Below are 19,178 nucleotides of genomic sequence, written 5' to 3'. Positions count from 1 at the left end.
TTTTCAGTTCTCACAACTAAACTTTTAAACTCCTAAACTTTAAACTCTTTTAAACTTTTAAACTTTTAAACTTCTAAACCCCTAAACTTTTAAACCTTTAAACTCTTAAAAAAGTGAATCCCGATTTCATAAAATACCAAGCACAAACCTCTCCTTATCCATTGGGTATGGAAGTTTCGCATGCAATAGGTTCCTATATTTTCGATACTAATAACAAAAAATATTTAGATTTTGTGGCTGGTGTTTCGGCTTGTACACTTGGGCATCAAAACAAAAGGGTCAATGATGCCATCAAGGATCAATTAGACAAGTATTCACACGTAATGGTTTATGGCGAATATTCCCAAAGTCCTGCCGTTGAGTATTGCAAACTTATGGCCTCGCTCCTGCCCGCTCCTTTAGACAAAACCTATTTGGTCAATTCGGGTACCGAAGCTATAGAAGGTGCTTTGAAACTAGCCAGAAGAACTACGGGAAGAAGCCAGTTAATTTCGTGTCACAATGCCTACCACGGCAACACTATGGGATCGATGAGCGTCATGGGATTTGAGGAACGCAAACAAGTCTTCCGTCCTTTAATTCCTGATGTCGATTTTATAACCTTCAACAACGAAGCCGATTTAGAGAAAATAACCACCAAAACTGCCGGAATCATTCTCGAAACCATTCAAGGTGGGGCTGGATTTATTGAACCCCATAATGATTTCCTCAAAAAAGTAAGAGCTCGTTGTACCGAAGTAGGAGCCATGATGATACTCGACGAAATCCAACCGGGTTTTGGAAGAACGGGTACTCTTTTTGGTTTTCAAAACTATGATGTTGTGCCAGATATAGTCGTAATGGGAAAAGGAATGGGTGGCGGAATGCCCGTGGGAGCCTTTACCGCTTCAGCTGCCATGATGGATTTATTGAGCGAAAACCCAAAGCTAGGACACATTACCACTTTTGGGGGACACCCTGTCATTGCGTCAGCTTGCTTGGCAACTTTGAAAGAATTAACTGAAACCAACTTAATGGCAGACGCTTTAGAGAAAGAAAAGCTCTTTAGATCGCTTTTGGTACATCCTTTGATACAAGAAATAAGAGGCAAAGGATTAATGCTTGCTGCAATGACAGCGAGTGCGGATATTACCAATGAAGTAATCCTAAAATGTCAAGACAGAGGTCTCATTTTATTTTGGTTACTCTTTGAGGGATGCGCTATCCGAATTACACCACCCCTTACCATTTCTGACGAAGAAATCAGAGAAGGGTGCACTATAATTCTCGAAGTAATGAATGAAGTTAAGATTTAAGATTTTTGATTGATGATTAACGATTTTAGATTTTTTAGAACATAGAATAAAGAATATAGAACATAGATTTTAGAATAAAGATTTTGTAAATTTGATATTGATATTGATATTGCTATTGCCATTGAGATCGCCATCGCCATTAATCTTGAAATCTTGTTAATTAAATTGTTCACAATAATTAAAATTCTTCCTCACAACAACAGTTCGATTTCCTATTTTTATTTTAGGATAATTTAAAAACAGACAGCATGCAATTAAGCGACGAAGAAGAAGAGTATAACTTATCCCTATCCAAATTTGAGTCTATGTTGAAAACCAACAAAGTCCTCTTTTTTGACTCCGAAGAATTTGAAGAAATCATTCTTCATTATCTCGACATGGGTAAGACAGCCTTGGCCAAAAAAGCCCTAAAACTAGCACTAGATCAACACCCTAAATCAACCGGACTAAAATTAGTTCAAGTGGAAATGTTGATCTATGATGACAAACTAGAAATAGCCGAAAAGCTATTGAATGAGCTTTATGCCATAGAACCCACCAACGAAGAGATCTATATTCAGAAGGCCAATATCTGTTCCAAAAGGGATCAACATGAAAAAGCGGTTGAAATGCTGAAAATAGCATTAGATTATACCGATGATTATGCTGATGTCTACAACTTAATTGGAATGGAATACCTTTTTATGGATAATCTTGAGTTAGCCAAAGAAAGCTTTATCAAATGTCTTGAAGAAGATTTCGAGGATCAGTCCGCATTATACAATGTGGTGTATTGTTTTGAATTTTTAGATCAAAATCAAGATGCCATTGTTTATCTCAATAAATACATTGACCAAAACCCGTATAGCGAAATCGCTTGGCATCAATTGGGACGTTTGTATTATGGCGTAAAAGAATACGAAAGTGCCATTCGTGCCTTTGATTATGCTACGCTAATCGATGATGAGTTTCTAGGTGCTTTTATGGAAAAAGCAAAAGCATTGGAACGCTTAAAAAAATATGAACTCGCCATCGAAAGTTACAACAGAACAATCGAATTGGATGATGCTACCTCTTATGCCTTACTCCGAATAGGAAAATGCTATGAGAGATTAGGCAATAAAGTTTTGGCTCTAAAATACTTTAACAAAACAGTTCATGAAGACCCGCTTTTAGACAAAGGCTGGATTGCCATAACCGATTTTTACGTACGCCAAAAAAACTTCCAAAAAGCATTGTTTTTTGTCAATAAAGCATTGGCAATAGACAATCAAAACCGTTTGTATTGGAAACGTTTTGCCTCTATAAACAAACAGATGAACTTCTTTGAAGAAGCTGAATTTGGGTATCGAAAAGCGGTTGAATTTGGAGATTACCAACTGGACACTTGGTTGTTTTGGGTTGATATTCTTCAGTTTTTGGGTGAGTTCGAAAGTGCCATACAAACCTTATTGCAAGCGTCAGAATATTTTCCGGAAGATCATGAAATCGAATACCGTTTGGCTGGATTGTATTATATGATTTCCGACAACGTAAAAGCAAAATTCCATTTAAGCAATGCCTTGCGTTTGAATTCTGAAAACATTCAAATATTCGAAGATTTATTTCCCGTAGTTTGGGCAAGAAAAGTAGTCCAAAATTACATTGCTAAACACAGAAAGCAATAGATAAGTGAGTTTCAAAAAAAAAAAAAAAACTGACACAAATTACACTGATTAGCACAAATTTCACAATTTAATCTGTGCTAATTTGTGTAATTTGTGTCAAAAAAAATAGCAATGTTGAAAAAGCGTTTTGGGTTACTGGGTCGTAACATCAGTTATTCCTTTTCAAAAGGATATTTTACAGAAAAGTTCAGCAATGAGCATTTTACGGATTGTTCCTACGAGAATTTTGATATTCCAGAAATAAACTTTTTTACGGAATTAACAAAAAACAATACGGATCTCAGCGGATTAAACGTTACTATTCCTTACAAAGAAACAGTAATTCCTTTTTTGGATAAATTGTCCAAAAACGCTTCTCAAATTGGAGCGGTTAATACTATAAAATTCACCAAAAAAGGAAAACTAAAAGGTTACAATACCGATTATTACGGTTTCAAAAAATCATTGAAACCTTTATTGCAACCGCATCATAAAAAAGCATTGATTTTAGGTACAGGTGGTGCTTCAAAAGGAGTTGCTTTTGCTCTAGATCAATTAAAAATCGCTTATACTTTTGTCTCTCGCGAGGCCAAAGACAACTGTATCGATTACAAGCGAATCAATACCACTACATTTGACAATTACCAAATCATTATCAACTGTACACCGGTAGGAACTAGCCCAAATACCGATTTATTCCCGCTTATTCCTTACGAATTCTTTACCGACAAACACATTGCTTACGACTTGATTTACAATCCAGCAGAAACCCAATTCCTTAAAAAAGCCAAAGCACAAGGCGCACAAATAAAAAATGGTTTGGATATGCTTATTTTTCAAGCAGAGAAAGCCTGGAAGATTTGGAATAAGTAGACTCGTTACACTTTAGATTTATAAAGCAGAAAAGCCCTCAATAATTGTGGGCTTTTCTATTTAAATAAATCGCTGTGGGTTCCAGTTCTTACCAGTTTAATTATTTTACTCTCATCATCCTGTAACCAAATTAGCAACCAGTCTGGTTTTATATGACATTCCCAATGTTCTTTATAATTGCCTTTTAATAAATGAGGATTGTAAATCTCAGGTAATTCTCCAAATGCTTCCAATAAATCATAAACTTTGTCAAAGAGATTAAAATCGTAATTTCTCTTTTCACAAAGCTTAAAATCTTTTTTAAATTTTGTGGTAGTTTTAAATTCATACATCCTTAAGCTCTCATTTTTTTATAAAAATCAGATTTGCTTTTTACGCTAATTAAATTTACATTTTCTTCTGCATCTTCCATCGCTTTTACAGTTTCAATATTTGGAATATTTTCACTCACTTTTGCAGTTGATTTTTTAAATTCTACATCATTTTCCACCATTTCAATAGCTTTTGAATCTTTAAAGAAATTAGCTATTTCCATAAAAGCCTTCCCTGCTTTAGAACGCTCATTCAATGTAATAGTTATAGTAGTCATAATCTTCGTTTTATAATTACAAATATACGAATAAATCCAATTCGTATTATTTATTGGAAAACAGCTTTTTTGATAGTAGTGTGTTTTTTCAAGAATAAACAAATAAAACTGAATTGCATAAAAAAAGCGACCCTTTTGAGGCCGCTTTGAATGTTTTCACAACGGAATAATCCTTATTGTGAATTGCTTCAAAATTGTAGTACAATGATACAACAAAAGTTTTATTATTTGTATGTGGTTTTCCGTAAACTAGTTAATTTTCTTTTCATTAAATTTAGGGATTAATTTACAACTAGGTAAAATTTATCAAAAATACTGCTATAAAAATGAAGAAAATATTAGGATTGGATTTGGGAACTACATCGATTGGTTGGTCTTTTATCAACGAAGCTGATAATGACAATGAAACCTCATCCATTATAAATACAGGTGTTCGGATTACTCAATTTGATAATTTTTCAAAAGTTGATAAAAATGGAAAAGTTACAGAATCTAAAAACCCCGTTGTTGATTTTAATTCTGGAAATGGACTATCACCAAACGCTGGGAGAACATTAAAACGTGGTGCAAGAAGAGGTTTACAACGTTTTAAACAAAGAAGAAACGCTTTGTTAGAAACATTCAACAGAATAAAATTCATTGCTCCCGATTTTGTTTATGCAGAAACTGGCACAGCAACAACTTTTTCATCTTATCAATTAAGAGCAAAAGCAGCCGTTGAAGCCGTTTCCAAAGAGGAATTGGTTCAAGTTTTATTAATGCTCAACAAAAAAAGAGGGTATAAAAGTAGTCGAAAAGCAAAAACTGCCGAAGAAGGCGATGCAATTGACGGAATGAAAATTGCTAAAGAAATTTTCGAAAATAACCTAACACCAGGACAATGGGTTTATAATTCTTTATCGAAAGGTGGCAAATTCATTCCCGATTTTTATCGTTCAGATTTGCAGAAGGAATTAGAGAAGATAGTTCGTTTTCAGAATCAATTTCATTCGGTACAAATAAATGATAAATTACTGGAAGACATTCAAGGAAAATCAAGAACGCAGACTTCTCAACATTTTTCAAAAACATTGAATATTCCACTTGCCGAAAATAAAGGAACTAGAGAAGAAACCAAATTACAACATTACAAATGGAGAAATGATGCTTTGGCAAATGAACTCGATTTGAAAGTTTTGGCATTTATTATTACTGAAATCAACAATCAAATTAACCAATCCAGCGGTTATCTTGGTGCTATTAGTGACCGAAGCAAGGAATTGTATTTCAATCAAGAAACCGTTGGTCAATTTCAGTACAAACAACTTCAGAAAAACACACATGCCAAACTAAAAAATCAGGTTTTTTATCGTCAGGATTATTTAGATGAGTTCGAAAAAATATGGGAAATACAAACTAGATTTCATCCCGAATTAAATGACAAACTCAAATCAGAAGTTCGTGACATTACAATTTTCTACCAAAGAAAATTAAAGTCTCAAAAACATTTAGTAAGTTTTTGCGAATTTGAAAAAGGACATAAAGCCATTCCAAAATCATCTCCTTTATTTCAGGAATTCAGGATTTGGCAGAACATCAATAATATTGAATTTAAAAAAGATAAAGAAGTTTATCCTATTGGAGAAGAATTAAAACAAATTATTAGTCAAGACCTTTTGTTCAAAGAAAGTATGACTGATGCCCAGTTTATCAAATTTATTGTCAATCAATGTAAATTAGAAAAAGGTAATTATTCCATTAATTTCAAAAAAATTGAAGGTAACAGAACTAACACTGAGATTTACAAAGCTTTTGAGAAAATTTTAGTTTTAGAGGGTTACGACGAATTAGACCTTTCGAAACTTGAGTCTTTAGACATAAAAAATATCATCAAATCGGCTTTTTCTGATTTAGAAATCAATACTGCTATTTTAGATTTCGATCCAACCATTCAAGGTAATGATTTTGACAAACAACCTTATTATCAATTGTGGCATTTATTATATTCGGCAGAAGATGATGATAAATTAAAAGAAACTTTAAAAAACAAATTTGGTTTCAAAGAAAACCACATTCCTTATCTTTTAAATATAAAACTGCAAGCCGATTATGGAAGTTTGAGTGCCAAAGCGATAAAAAAAATATTGCCTAATTTGATGGATGGACATATTTATGACAAAGCTTGTTTAATGGTAGGTTATAATCATTCATCATCATTAACTACAGAACAAAATAATGAGAGAGTTTTAAAAGACAATCTTGAATTACTCAAGAAAAATAGTTTACGAAATCCTGTGGTGGAGAAAATCCTCAATCAAATGATTAATGTGATTAATGCCATTATGAAAGATCCCGCAATGGGAAAACCAGATGAAATTCGAGTAGAATTAGCTCGTGAGTTGAAAGCAAATAATGAACAACGAAAAAAAGCTACTTCGGATATTAATACCACAACTACTGAACACGAAAGAATTAGAAAATTATTGCATTCCGAATTTAATATACCTAGAGTAACCAGAAATGATATTATTCGATACAAACTTTGGTTAGAAACTGGAGGGATTTCTTTATACACAGGAAATCCAATTAAAGGATCTGATTTATTTTCCAAAGATTATGACATCGAACATATTATCCCAAAATCACGCTTATTTGACGACAGTTTCTCAAATAAAACTCTATGCGAAAGACAGCTAAATATTGACAAAAGTAACAAAACAGCTTATTCCTTTTTGCAAGAAAAACTTTTAGAAAATGATTTTGCTGAATATGAAAATAGAGTAAAAGATTTATTTAAAACTGGAAAAATAAAAAGCTATACAAAGTACAAAAAACTCTTGATGGCAGATAACGAAATTCCAGAAGGATTTATTGACCGTCAATTGAGAGAAACACAATACATCGCCAAGAAAGCCAAAGAAATTTTATTGGAAATTTCCAGAAATGTAACAGCAACTATTGGTAGCGTTACCGATAAACTGCGTGAGGATTGGGAATTGGTCGATGTTATGAAAGAACTCAATTGGGAGAAATACGATAAATTAGGTTTGACCCATATTGAAGAAGGAAAACATGGAGAACGTTTGTACAAAATAAAAGATTGGACGAAACGAAACGACCATCGCCATCACGCTATGGATGCGATAACGGTTGCCTTTACCAAACCAGCATACATTCAATATTTGAATAGCCTAAATGCAAAAACACAAGGCGAGGAAAAAGCAGGAGCAATTTACGGAATAGAAACCAAATATTTAGAAAGGGATAAAAATAACAAACTACGTTTTAAAGCTCCAATGGAAAACTTTAGAGAGGAAGCTAAAAAGCAACTCGAAAGTATTTTGATTTCCTATAAAGCCAAAAATAAAGTGGTTACCAAAAATAAAAATATCACTAAAAAGAGCGGCGGAACCAATCAAAAAATTCAGCTTACACCAAGAGGACAATTGCATAAAGAAACTGTTTATGGAAAATTACAACAATATGCAACCAAAGAAGAGAAAGTAAATGCAAATTTTACTGAAGAATACATCCAAAAAGTGGCGAAAAAAGAATATCGTGAAGCCCTTTTGAAACGATTGCAAGAAAATGGCAACGACCCTAAAAAAGCATTTACAGGTAAAAATGCTTTAAACAAAACACCCGTTTATGTTAGTTTAAAAGACAATATTGTAGTTCCAGAAAAAGTAAAAATAGTCTGGTTAGAAGCTGATTATACCATTAGAAAAGACATTACACCCGATTTAAAAATTGATAAAGTAATAGACATTGGCTTAAAAACCATTCTTCAAAATCGTTTGAACGAATTTAATGGAGACCCTAAAAAAGCATTTGTTAATCTGGACGAGAATCCTATTTGGCAAAATAAAGAAAAAGGAATTGCAATAAAACGAGTAAGTATTAGCGGAGTGAGCAATGCACAAGCTTTGCATACCAAAAAAGACCATTTTGGCAATGAAATTTTAGACGAAAATAACAACCCTATTCCTGTTGACTTTGTTAGCACAGGGAACAATCATCATGTAGCTATTTACAAAGACGAAAAAGGCAATCTACAAGAAGAAGTTGTCTCGTTTTACGATGCTGTAGTTCGCAGGAATTTAGGCTTGTCAGTTATTAATAAAACCCATGAGAAAGGTTGGGAGTTCTTGTTTTCTATGAAACAAAATGAATTTTTTATATTTCCATCGGAGAGTTTTAATCCACACGAAATGGATTTATTGAATCCAAGTAACTATCATTTAATTAGTCCTAATATTTTCAGGGTGCAGAAATTTACGATAAAAGATTATTTTTTTAGACATCATTTAGAAACTACAGTTGAAGATAAAAAAGAGCTTAAAGATATTTCATTTAAACGGTTAGGAATAAATGGAATAAATAACATAACAAAAGTCCGCATCAATCATTTAGGTCAAATTGTTCAACTAGGAGAATATTAATTTCTAGATTCAAAAATCAATAGGATTGGGCTTTAGCCCATTCAACAAAAAACAGGAATAAACAAAATGGCTTTAGCCAAAATATTTCGGCTAAAGCCTTTCCTAAATCAATTATCATCCCCCTCCATTTAAAAATGGAGGCAATTGATGAAAAAATCATAAGCAATTTAAACAATAAATTATGCCTTATATCAAAACCTACATCCATTTTGTTTGGAGTACAAAAAACAGAATTCCTTTTTTGGACAACAAAGAATTAAGACAAAAAGTTTGGCATCACATTAAAGAAAATGCCAAAGAGAAAGGGATTTTTGTTGATTATGTTAATGGATATTCAGATCATTGTCATTGTTTGGTTTCTATAGGAGCTGATCAAACCATTCAAAAAATTATGCAACTCATAAAAGGGGAATCTTCGTTTTGGATTAACAAAAATAAATTGTGTTTAAATAAATTTGAATGGCAAGATGAATATTTTGCGGTTTCTGTTTCGGAATCTATGGTTGATAAAGTTCGAAATTATATTAAAAACCAAGAAGAACATCATAGCAAACAAACATTTGAGGAAGAATACAACGAATTTATCACTAAATATAAGTTTCAAAAAGAATAGAATTTGGCTAAAGCCATTTACATTATTATCATATCCTCCCTCCAGCTAAAGCTGGAGGCAATTCAAAAGCTGGTGGCAATTCATGGAGGCAATTCTGAAGACAATTCAAAAGTTATAGGGTTCAATAGGATTGGGCTTTAGCCCATTCAACAAAAAAATGAGATTAAAAGGCTTTAGCCTAATGTTTTAGCGAAGTGTTTTTATTTATAAACAGCTGATTATAAATTTGTAAATCCAAAAAAGAATGATAAAACGAACCCTTTTCTTCGGCAATCCCGCTTATTTGAGCACTAAAAATGAACAAATAGTAATCTCTTATCCCGACAAGGAACAAGAAACCAAAACCGTGGCTATTGAAGATATTGGTGTTATCGTTTTGGAGAACCAGCAAATCACGATTACCAATGGTTTACTCGAAAAACTGACCAATAATAATGTGGCATTAATCAATTGTGACCAGTATCATTTGCCTATTGGCTTGTTAATGCCACTCAACGGACATACCGAACAAACAGAGCGTTTTAAAAACCAAATTAATGCTTCTGCCCCACTCAAAAAGAATTTGTGGCAACAAACTATTAGTGCCAAAATTATGAACCAAGCGGGACTTCTCAAAGAAAAAGGAATACCGTGCCGAAAAATGGAGCTTTGGGCAAAAGAAGTTACATCGGGAGATGCACTCAATCACGAATCCAGAGCAGCTGTTTATTATTGGCAAAACCTCATCACCGTAGAAAATTTCACTAGAGGACAAAAAGGAATTCCGCCCAATAATTTATTGAATTATGGCTATGCCATTTTGAGAGCGATTACAGCAAGAGCAATTGTCAGTTCCGGAATGTTACCCACTTTAGGTATCTTTCATCGCAACAAATACAACGCCTATTGCCTAGCCGATGATATTATGGAGCCCTATCGGCCGTACGTGGACTTGATCGTGTGTCACATTATGGAAACCGAAGATTCATACGACGAATTGACAACAGATATAAAAAAACAATTGTTAAGTATTGCCAGTATAGATGTTTTTATTGACGGAAAGAATAGTCCGTTGATGGTCGCGATGAGTAGAACTACACATTCCTTACACGAATGTTTTGAGGGAACAGCAAGGAAAATTTTATATCCTCTTTATGTATGACGAACATTACACCCGTTTAAACCAATATAGAAGTTTGTGGATATTAGTCTTTTTTGATCTGCCCACCGAAACGCGCAAAGAGCGTAAAATTGCCAGTGGATTTCGCAAGAAATTACTGGACGATGGTTTTTCTATGTTCCAATTTTCTATCTATATGCGGTTTTGTGCCAGTAGAGAAAACTCCGAAGTACATACAAAACGAATTAGGAATAATTTACCTGAACATGGCAAAATTGGGGTAATGCAAATAACCGATAAACAATTTGGGATGATGGAACTTTTTTATGGAAAAAAACCTGTAGAAACGGATAAACCTTCACAACAATTAGAACTTTTCTAAAAAACAGGATTCTAAAAAGGTACAACTACCTGTACCTCAGTAAACAAACACAACTCTTTTTCGATTTCAAAATAAGCTCATAACTACCAACATATCAAACGATTAACTCGCGGTATGTTGGGAATTATAAGCTAAAATACAATTTTGAAAGCAATTCACAACACGAAGCAAAGACTCTTTTTGATAACCTTGGTTGGGAATTATAAGCTAAAATACAATTTTGAAAGCAATTCACAACAACAATAGAACTTTTAATCCCCATCATTGCGTTGGGAATTATAAGCTAAAATACAATTTTGAAAGCAATTCACAACGATTAGTGACAATTCGTGAAATTCGTGTTGTTGGGAATTATAAGCTAAAATACAATTTTGAAAGCAATTCACAACGTAAAGAGAGAACTACCTGCGGAATTAAACGTTGGGAATTATAAGCTAAAATACAATTTTGAAAGCAATTCACAACTGTGTTGGCAATTGACAATTGATACCCAAAGTTGGGAATTATAAGCTAAAATACAATTTTGAAAGCAATTCACAACTAGAAGATTTGGTGTAAGGAAATCCATTTGGTTGGGAATTATAAGCTAAAATACAATTTTGAAAGCAATTCACAACAATGATCTACAACCTCGAAAATCAACTTCAGTTGGGAATTATAAGCTAAAATACAATTTTGAAAGCAATTCACAACATCTTTGGAAGCAATACTTTCCATATTTCGGTTGGGAATTATAAGCTAAAATACAATTTTGAAAGCAATTCACAACTCTGGCGATGTTAATAGTCTTGTCTATTCGGTTGGGAATTATAAGCTAAAATACAATTTTGAAAGCAATTCACAACATTGTCAATAGTGCAATGACTTAAATCGATGTTGGGAATTATAAGCTAAAATACAATTTTGAAAGCAATTCACAACAAAGAATTTGAACCCATATTACGCCCACTTGTTGGGAATTATAAGCTAAAATACAATTTTGAAAGCAATTCACAACTAGCCTTATCGGTCAAAGATACACCTTCGTGTTGGGAATTATAAGCTAAAATACAATTTTGAAAGCAATTCACAACAGCTGTTGGGTAGTAATTTTAACGCTTGAAGTTGGGAATTATAAGCTAAAATACAATTTTGAAAGCAATTCACAACAAGTACATCTGCTTGTTGTTTGGCAATAGGTTGGGAATTATAAGCTAAAATACAATTTTGAAAGCAATTCACAACAGGACGTACTTACTAATAGGCTAACACTGTGTTGGGAATTATAAGCTAAAATACAATTTTGAAAGCAATTCACAACATTGAAATTGTGATTGTTTTTTGCATCTTTGTTGGGAATTATAAGCTAAAATACAATTTTGAAAGCAATTCACAACAAAATTTAATTTACTTTGTTTGGTTTCGTAGTTGGGAATTATAAGCTAAAATACAATTTTGAAAGCAATTCACAACAATAGACAATCCAGAAGCCCCAGCCAAAGTGTTGGGAATTATAAGCTAAAATACAATTTTGAAAGCAATTCACAACACGTGGTATGCCACTAACAACCGCTATATTGTTGGGAATTATAAGCTAAAATACAATTTTGAAAGCAATTCACAACATACGGCAACCGAATAGTTACATTGTTATTGTTGGGAATTATAAGCTAAAATACAATTTTGAAAGCAATTCACAACTAACGTATCTGCACGCACTACTCCATCCTTGTTGGGAATTATAAGCTAAAATACAATTTTGAAAGCAATTCACAACAGTACAAACAACTCTTTTTGCGCAAAGTAAGTTGGGAATTATAAGCTAAAATACAATTTTGAAAGCAATTCACAACTGGGGGAATGTTTATAATCAAATCGTAAGGGTTGGGAATTATAAGCTAAAATACAATTTTGAAAGCAATTCACAACAAAGTGGTATAAAACTACTCCGGACGCAATGTTGGGAATTATAAGCTAAAATACAATTTTGAAAGCAATTCACAACAGGTTTAACCGCCACGCCTTACCGATTATCGTTGGGAATTATAAGCTAAAATACAATTTTGAAAGCAATTCACAACATATAACACTCTTATCTACTGCCGTATTAGTTGGGAATTATAAGCTAAAATACAATTTTGAAAGCAATTCACAACTTTCTGAATCTTATTTAGATGCATTAATTGTTGGGAATTATAAGCTAAAATACAATTTTGAAAGCAATTCACAACAAAGCCCTTTAAAAATAACTCGCTTGGTAGTTGGGAATTATAAGCTAAAATACAATTTTGAAAGCAATTCACAACTTATCGCTCATCTTACATTATTGTTTTAAGGTTGGGAATTATAAGCTAAAATACAATTTTGAAAGCAATTCACAACGGGATTATTCTCATTGTTCTTGTTTTATAGGTTGGGAATTATAAGCTAAAATACAATTTTGAAAGCAATTCACAACTGAAAGTTACTGCATCCCTGCTGGGCGGATGCCATAACTTTCAGTTGTGAATTGGATGTTTAAGAGGTCGAAAAAACGTATACCAAAGAACTTACATTTTTATTATCAGAAATCTTGTCTTCCAATTATGGTGATAATTTCTACTTCTTCTTTATTGATATTATAATAAATGGTGTCAACTCCACAAACACAAAATCGTTCCGCATTTTTATAATTTGATGCAACTGGAAACATATATGGATTTGATGCAATTCTGTCAAAGCAATCATGAAACATCATCAGATATATGTCTGCTTGTGTTTCTCCGAATCTGTAAACTCCAAATTCATAAATCCTCCATAAATCTTCTTTGGCTTCACGAGTCAAAAAATAACTATACATTTTTTAATCGCTGTTTGAACTCAGCTAACATTTCTTCACGAGTTTGTTTTTTTGCAAAACCACTTTTAATCCCTCTATCAATTTTCATTTGAACGTAGTTGTGATATTCTTCACGCTCACGTGCTTGCTTGATTAAATAATTAACTGCTTCACTTTTACTAGTAAATTCTTCTTTACTAATTTGTTGTTTTAACCATTCATCATTTTGATTGGCTAAAGAGATACTTTGTCGTGTCATAACAATAATTTTGTCTGGTGTAAATTTACACCAAACTTTTGAAATTGAATGACATTTTTAAAATTTTTCCTGAAACTGAATTTTCTCTTTAATTGGACTAAAAGAATCCCAACCCGTTTTACCTGAACTAAATTCTTTTATTTGTTCATAAATTAGGTGAAATTTGTTTTGAGATTCAACATTAATAGACTGTCTAAACTCATATTATTGGTTCTACCCTTACCCGACACTTCAGGACTTAGTTGAACAAAAAAAATACAGAAACAAGGAATATGGTTTTATAAAATGATTTTTAAACCTTAAATTTGAGTTTTTACACCCAACTTAAAAGGAAAGCAAGTAATTTGAAATTCAAAAAAAACATAGTATTAAAATTTAGCAAACTAAAAAAATGGCAGAATTAAAATCGGAAGGACAGTGTGTATTTTGCAACGAAGTGTTTGATAGAGCAGTAATTTCAAGGCATTTGAAAACACATTTTACAAAAATGGAAAAAACAATTGACAACGAAAACTCCTATCACATAAAAGTGGAGAATGACCCAAGATACGGAAAATCGCCCTATTTCTTGAATTTATGGGTTTCACACAAAGCGAGATTTGAAGATATTGATGATTTCTTGAGAGGCATTTGGGTGGAATGTTGTGGCCACATGAGCTCTTTTACTGACATTGAAACCAGAAAAAAGAATAGAAAAGCCCCATATGTTTTCGATTTTAATTTTAATTTTGATTTTGACAAAAAAAATGAGGTAGAAATAGACATGTCCAAAAAAGTATCCAAACTGTTTTATGAAAAGCAAAAAATAGAATATCAATATGATTTTGGCACTACTACAACACTACTAATTACAGTTGTGGCAGTTTTGCCAATAAAAGCACCACAAATCATTACACTTTTGAGCAGAAATGAGCCCTTGGAGTTAGTATGTGAAACATGCAAAAAAGAACCTGCAACACAAATTTGTTCCGTACATGGCTATAATGGCGAAGACAATATTTTTTGCAAAAAATGCGCCAAAAAACATGCTAAAATTTGTGAGGATTTTGACGATTATGCCGCAATGCCAATAGTCAATAGCCCCAGAATGGGAGAATGTGGGTACGAGGGCGGTAGTATTGATAAAAAAAGAGATGGAGTTTTTGCGAAAAAATAAAACTATGTAAACATCTTACCCATTTCATTCAAACACATGCTTTACACTTTAAAAAAATTAAAATCCAAGCAAAAATCCCCAATGAATTCAAATCCCCACCCAAAAACAGGAATTTTCAAAACAAACTAGCTATAAATAAAGGTTTTATTTTGAATTTTGACGCACCTTTACTACCTTTCGCATTCAATAAATAAAAACCTTAAACATTTACAAAATGTTAGAAGAAAAGAACGATAACCTGTCTCTTCACGAAAATGAGACAGACGGAAAAACAGTCAATGAATTGCAAGAAACAATTCAATCAGAAACGCCTATAGTAGCCGAAACTGAAATCAGTGATGCTGCAGCAGAAGAAAACACAGTAAACCCTGTTTCTGAACCAATCCTTTCGAATGAAGTTGAGGCAAACGAAAATCAAAACGTTATTGATGCCATTGCAGATACGAATGCCGAAGAAAGTGAAGATGAAACGCTAAAAGAACGTCATGACATTCCGATGCTGGATTACGAAGCATTACCGATGGATACCCTTGTAGAAGAATTGAAAGATTTGGTTACAAACGAAAAAGTAATGTCTGTAAAGGAACATGTAGAAGAAATTCGAAAAGCATTTTTAGCCAAATACAACCACCTCATAGAAGAGAAAAAAGAAGAATTCAATCAGGAAAATCAAGATCCTAATGAAGAGTTTCAATACCATTCTCCTCTAAAAACGAAGTTTGATCAATATTACACCACATATAAGGATAATAAAAACACTCATTTTAAGAGTTTGCAAACCAATTTAAAATCAAACTTAGAAATTCGATTGGCAATTGTTGAAGAGTTAAAAGAGTTAATCAATCCGCAAGCAAACATAAAAGACACCTTAAAACATTTTAATGAATTAAGGGACCGTTGGAAAAATGCAGGTTCTATTCCAAAAGACAAATACAATCACGTTTGGAATAATTTCCATTTTCATGTTGAGAATTTTTATGATTATTTACATCTTGACAGAGAAGCCAGAGACATTGATTTCAAGCACAATTTAGAGCAAAAACAAAAAATTATTGCTCGTGTGGAAGAATTGGTCAACGAAGCCGATATCAACAAAGCTTTTAGAGAATTACAGGATTTACACCGAATCTGGAAAGAGGAAATTGGACCTGTTTCAAGAGAGCACCGTGATGCCATTTGGAACCAATTTAGCGAACTAACAAAAAAAATGCATGATAAGCGTGAAGTATTGTTTGAAAACCTAAGAGGAACTGAACTTGAAAATTTAAACAAGAAAAAAGAAATCATTGCTGCCATTGAAGTTTTGGCTACCGAAAAAGTAAATTCACATTCGCAATGGCTAGCCCAAATTGAAAAAGTAGAAGCATTACGTACCGCTTTTTTCTCTGCAGGAAAAGTTCCATCGGATGTAAATGAGGATACCTGGTTAGCTTTTAAAACAGCCGTTAGAAATTTTAATACTTTTAAAAATTCGTTTTATAAAGACATTAAAAAAGACCAAAACGAAAATCTAAATAAAAAAATAGCACTTGTAAATAAAGCGAAAGAACTACAAGAAAGCGTTGATTTTTCTGCGACTACTCCAATCATGAAGCAAATTCAAGAAGAGTGGAAACAGATTGGTCACGTGCCTAGAAAATATTCAGATAAAATCTGGAACGAATTTAGAGAAGCTTGCAATCATTATTTTGACAAACTAAAAGAGCAAAAAAACGAAGAGAATGTTGAAGAAGTAGAAGCTTTTGACAAAAAGAAAGCTTACTTAGAAACGTTAAGAGAGTTTCAGTTGACTGGAGACCACAAAACTGATTTGGATGCCATCAAATTGCATATCGAAACTTGGAAAAACCTTGGCAAAGTTCCTTTCCCAAGAAGACATATTGAAGGGAAATTCAATAAAATCCTGGATGCTTTGTTTGACAAATTGAGCTTGAGCAAAAAAGATACCGAAATGATGCGTTTCGCCAACAGAATGGATCATTTATCTGAAAGCAACGACACTAGAAAACTGGATAATGAGAAGATTTTCTTAATGCGCAAAATTGAAGAGGTACAGAATGAAATATTCCAACTAGAGAATAACATTCAATTTTTTACCAATACAAGAAATGCAAAAAAAGAAAATTCAATAGTTTTAGAAGTTCGAAAAAACATCGCTATCCACAAAGAAAGCCTTGATGTTTGGAAAGAAAAACTAAAACAATTGAGAAACATGAATCAAGAATAGAGTTCTACCACGAATTGTGTAGATAAAAATTTTTCGCCACGAATTACACGAATTATTCACAAATTTTTTCTTTTTTAATTTAAAGGAATTAGTGTAAATTCGTATAATTCGTGGCTTAATTTTTCTATCCGATTTGTAAAAACCTACTTAATTAGTGGTAGGAGCTAGAATAGAGTCAAAATAAATTGAACCCTCGAGTATTTAGATTCTCGAGGTTTTTTTTGTATAAAATGTCTAGTCCTGAAATAGCGATACACAAAATAATACATCATGGCAGATATGCATTAAATTGGCGGAAAAATGGGTTGGTTTAATCAATGATTGCCTAATCTAATAACACTTCAAAGAGGTTCCAACGAACCTCTTTGTTTGTATATAGCTATCATGTAACATGATAAATATCATTTTAAATACAAAAAAGTCTCATTAATTTTGGCTTACATATAAAATGTATAGTATGAAAACCTCACTGATTCAAAAATACAATGTTCCTGGACCAAGATACACAAGCTATCCCACAGTACCATATTGGGATGAAGATGATTTCACGAATCAAAATTGGATTGAAACCCTTAAAAAATCTTTTGTTGAGAGTAATACTCAAGAAGGAATAAGCCTTTACATACACCTTCCTTTTTGCGAAAGCTTATGTACTTTTTGTGGGTGCAATAAACGGATCACAAAGAATCATAAAGTAGAAAACCCTTACATTGAAGCCGTTTTAAAAGAATGGGCTCTATATTGCAACATTTTAGAAGAAAAACCGATCATTAAAGAAATTCATTTAGGAGGCGGAACTCCTACTTTTTTCTCCCCAGAGAACCTTGAAGATCTAATCAATGGGATTTTTTGCTATGCAGAAAAAGCCAAGCATCATGAGTTTAGTTTTGAAGGTCATCCAAACAATACAACACACACACATCTACAAAAATTATATGATTTAGGATTTAGAAGAGTAAGTTTTGGCGTTCAAGATTACTCAGCAAAAGTTCAAAAAGCAATTAATAGGGAGCAACCTTTTCATAATGTGGCAAAAGTGACCTTTTGGGCAAAAGAAATTGGGTATACTTCTGTTGGTCATGATATTATTTTCGGTTTGCCTTTTCAAGAAATTGAGGATGTAGTAGACACAATTGAAAAAACAAAATCACTGCAACCTGATCGATTAGCCTTTTATAGCTATGCTCATGTTCCGTGGATAAAAGGGAATGGGCAACGAGGATTTAAAGATGAAGACATCCCAAAAGATGAAAAGAAAAGAATACTATACGAAGTTGGGAAAACCTTATTGTATAAAAATGGATATTATGAAATAGGAATGGATCATTTTGCATTAAAAGAGGACAGTTTATACGAATCTTTTGAAAGCGGAAAACTACATAGAAATTTCATGGGTTATAGCTCAAGTAAAACCCAATTAATGATAGGCCTAGGTGTATCTTCCATAAGTGACAGTTGGTATAGTTTTGCACAAAATGCTAAGAGTCTGGAAGAATATTATCTATTACTTGAAATGGATAAACTACCCGTTTTTAGAGGGCATCTATTGACAGATGAAGATCTTATCATTAGAAAACACATCCTGAATTTAATGTGTAAATTTGAAACTTCTTGGGCAGATAACGCTAATTCCTTTAAGGAAATACCCGAAATTCTAATTCAACTTAAGGAGATGGAAAATGACGGTTTATTAATCATCACTGAAAATAAAATTAAAGTTACTGAAGAAGGAAAACCCTATGTTCGTAATATTTGTATGGCTTTCGATTTAAGATTAAAAAGAAAAGCACCGGAGACGGCTTTATTTTCAATGACAATTTAGAAGAAAAAGTGGCTAAGTCT

The 19,178-nt window shown here is 32.8% G+C and carries 15 protein-coding genes and 1 CRISPR repeat array; of the genes, 11 read left to right on the top strand and 4 right to left on the bottom strand.

Going from position 1 to position 19,178, the window contains the following annotated elements; genetic code table 11:
• Nucleotides 1–113: 113 nt before the first annotated feature.
• The 3 genes from FNW52_RS06710 to FNW52_RS06700 all read left to right on the top strand — a co-directional run bounded on the left by FNW52_RS06710 (nt 114) and on the right by FNW52_RS06700 (nt 3,793).
• A complete protein-coding gene (locus tag FNW52_RS06710) occupies nt 114–1,295 on the top strand; it encodes an aspartate aminotransferase family protein (RefSeq protein WP_143376690.1) in 1,182 nt (393 codons plus the stop codon).
• A 248-nt stretch (nt 1,296–1,543) separates the two neighbouring features.
• Nucleotides 1,544–2,941, top strand: coding sequence for a tetratricopeptide repeat protein (locus FNW52_RS06705; protein WP_143376689.1), 1,398 nt, complete (start codon nt 1,544–1,546; stop codon nt 2,939–2,941).
• 111 nt (nt 2,942–3,052) lie between these two features.
• Complete coding sequence (locus tag FNW52_RS06700) at nt 3,053–3,793, top strand: shikimate dehydrogenase (protein ID WP_143376688.1); 741 nt, start codon at nt 3,053–3,055, stop codon at nt 3,791–3,793.
• 56 nt (nt 3,794–3,849) lie between these two features.
• On the opposite strand, the gene FNW52_RS06695 is transcribed toward FNW52_RS06700, so the two are convergent.
• Together FNW52_RS06695 and FNW52_RS06690 are read right to left on the bottom strand one after the other, a co-directional pair.
• Nucleotides 3,850–4,125 carry a type II toxin-antitoxin system YafQ family toxin gene (locus FNW52_RS06695; RefSeq protein ID WP_143376687.1) on the bottom strand — a complete coding sequence of 92 codons (276 nt, stop codon included), beginning with the start codon at nt 4,123–4,125 and terminating at the stop codon, nt 3,850–3,852.
• Between the two features lie 2 nt (nt 4,126–4,127).
• Complete coding sequence (locus tag FNW52_RS06690) at nt 4,128–4,382, bottom strand: hypothetical protein (RefSeq protein WP_143376686.1); 255 nt, start codon at nt 4,380–4,382, stop codon at nt 4,128–4,130.
• A 326-nt stretch (nt 4,383–4,708) separates the two neighbouring features.
• Here FNW52_RS06690 and cas9 point away from each other — a divergent pair, with 326 nt between their 5' ends.
• The 5 genes from cas9 (at nt 4,709) to FNW52_RS06665 (ending at nt 13,211) form a co-directional block, all read left to right on the top strand.
• Entirely contained in the window at nt 4,709–8,803 is a 4,095-nt protein-coding gene (cas9, locus tag FNW52_RS06685; RefSeq protein WP_143376685.1) for a type II CRISPR RNA-guided endonuclease Cas9, read from the top strand.
• Between the two features lie 181 nt (nt 8,804–8,984).
• A complete protein-coding gene (tnpA, locus tag FNW52_RS06680; protein WP_143376684.1) occupies nt 8,985–9,416 on the top strand; it encodes an IS200/IS605 family transposase in 432 nt (143 codons plus the stop codon).
• 244 nt (nt 9,417–9,660) lie between these two features.
• Nucleotides 9,661–10,557: a type II CRISPR-associated endonuclease Cas1 gene (gene cas1 / locus FNW52_RS06675; RefSeq protein WP_143376683.1), complete on the top strand. Its 897-nt coding sequence runs from the start codon at nt 9,661–9,663 to the stop codon at nt 10,555–10,557.
• Nucleotides 10,550–10,897 (top strand): CRISPR-associated endonuclease Cas2, encoded by a 348-nt coding sequence (cas2, locus tag FNW52_RS06670; protein ID WP_143376682.1) that lies wholly within the window; start codon nt 10,550–10,552, stop codon nt 10,895–10,897. Before cas1 ends, cas2 begins: the two co-directional genes overlap by 8 nt.
• Nucleotides 10,898–11,013: 116 nt before the next feature.
• A CRISPR array of direct repeats spans nt 11,014–12,805; the repeat unit is 46 nt; unit sequence GTTGGGAATTATAAGCTAAAATACAATTTTGAAAGCAATTCACAAC.
• A gap of 58 nt (nt 12,806–12,863) precedes the next feature.
• The gene (locus FNW52_RS06665) at nt 12,864–13,211 is read left to right on the top strand and encodes a hypothetical protein (protein ID WP_143376681.1); all 348 of its coding nucleotides are present in this window, start codon (nt 12,864–12,866) and stop codon (nt 13,209–13,211) included.
• A gap of 228 nt (nt 13,212–13,439) precedes the next feature.
• On the opposite strand, the gene FNW52_RS06660 is transcribed toward FNW52_RS06665, so the two are convergent.
• Together FNW52_RS06660 and FNW52_RS06655 are read right to left on the bottom strand one after the other, a co-directional pair.
• Nucleotides 13,440–13,715 carry a type II toxin-antitoxin system RelE/ParE family toxin gene (locus FNW52_RS06660; protein WP_143376680.1) on the bottom strand — a complete coding sequence of 92 codons (276 nt, stop codon included), beginning with the start codon at nt 13,713–13,715 and terminating at the stop codon, nt 13,440–13,442.
• Nucleotides 13,708–13,953 (bottom strand): CopG family transcriptional regulator, encoded by a 246-nt coding sequence (locus FNW52_RS06655; protein WP_143376679.1) that lies wholly within the window; start codon nt 13,951–13,953, stop codon nt 13,708–13,710. The genes FNW52_RS06660 and FNW52_RS06655 overlap by 8 nt, the downstream gene beginning before the upstream one ends.
• Nucleotides 13,954–14,344: 391 nt before the next feature.
• Here FNW52_RS06655 and FNW52_RS06650 point away from each other — a divergent pair, with 391 nt between their 5' ends.
• From FNW52_RS06650 to hemN, 3 genes are all read left to right on the top strand, one after another.
• Nucleotides 14,345–15,109 (top strand): hypothetical protein, encoded by a 765-nt coding sequence (locus FNW52_RS06650; RefSeq protein ID WP_143376678.1) that lies wholly within the window; start codon nt 14,345–14,347, stop codon nt 15,107–15,109.
• Nucleotides 15,110–15,323: 214 nt separating this feature from the next.
• Nucleotides 15,324–17,336 carry a DUF349 domain-containing protein gene (locus tag FNW52_RS06645; RefSeq protein WP_143376677.1) on the top strand — a complete coding sequence of 671 codons (2,013 nt, stop codon included), beginning with the start codon at nt 15,324–15,326 and terminating at the stop codon, nt 17,334–17,336.
• Between the two features lie 457 nt (nt 17,337–17,793).
• Nucleotides 17,794–19,158 carry an oxygen-independent coproporphyrinogen III oxidase gene (hemN, locus tag FNW52_RS06640; RefSeq protein WP_143376676.1) on the top strand — a complete coding sequence of 455 codons (1,365 nt, stop codon included), beginning with the start codon at nt 17,794–17,796 and terminating at the stop codon, nt 19,156–19,158.
• Nucleotides 19,159–19,178: the final 20 nt, after the last annotated feature.

This window comes from Flavobacterium sp. ZT3R18, assembly GCF_007097385.1.
GTDB lineage: Bacteria > Bacteroidota > Bacteroidia > Flavobacteriales > Flavobacteriaceae > Flavobacterium.
Note: the sequence above shows the minus strand (reverse complement) of the source record. Positions and strands in the feature narration are given on the sequence as shown.

Bases quoted from the DNA above. Each gene is read 5' to 3' on its own strand.
- FNW52_RS06705 (WP_143376689.1), top strand. From the start codon at position 1,544: ATGCAATTAAGCGACGAAGAAGAAGAGTATAACTTATCCCTATCCAAA.
- FNW52_RS06700 (WP_143376688.1), top strand. From the start codon at position 3,053: ATGTTGAAAAAGCGTTTTGGGTTACTGGGTCGTAACATCAGTTATTCC.
- tnpA (WP_143376684.1), top strand. From the start codon at position 8,985: ATGCCTTATATCAAAACCTACATCCATTTTGTTTGGAGTACAAAAAAC.
- FNW52_RS06650 (WP_143376678.1), top strand. From the start codon at position 14,345: ATGGCAGAATTAAAATCGGAAGGACAGTGTGTATTTTGCAACGAAGTG.
- cas2 (WP_143376682.1), top strand. From the start codon at position 10,550: ATGTATGACGAACATTACACCCGTTTAAACCAATATAGAAGTTTGTGG.
- FNW52_RS06690 (WP_143376686.1), bottom strand. From the start codon at position 4,382: ATGACTACTATAACTATTACATTGAATGAGCGTTCTAAAGCAGGGAAG.
- FNW52_RS06695 (WP_143376687.1), bottom strand. From the start codon at position 4,125: ATGTATGAATTTAAAACTACCACAAAATTTAAAAAAGATTTTAAGCTT.
- FNW52_RS06655 (WP_143376679.1), bottom strand. From the start codon at position 13,953: ATGACACGACAAAGTATCTCTTTAGCCAATCAAAATGATGAATGGTTA.
- hemN (WP_143376676.1), top strand. From the start codon at position 17,794: ATGAAAACCTCACTGATTCAAAAATACAATGTTCCTGGACCAAGATAC.
- cas1 (WP_143376683.1), top strand. From the start codon at position 9,661: ATGATAAAACGAACCCTTTTCTTCGGCAATCCCGCTTATTTGAGCACT.
- cas9 (WP_143376685.1), top strand. From the start codon at position 4,709: ATGAAGAAAATATTAGGATTGGATTTGGGAACTACATCGATTGGTTGG.
- FNW52_RS06660 (WP_143376680.1), bottom strand. From the start codon at position 13,715: ATGTATAGTTATTTTTTGACTCGTGAAGCCAAAGAAGATTTATGGAGG.
- FNW52_RS06645 (WP_143376677.1), top strand. From the start codon at position 15,324: ATGTTAGAAGAAAAGAACGATAACCTGTCTCTTCACGAAAATGAGACA.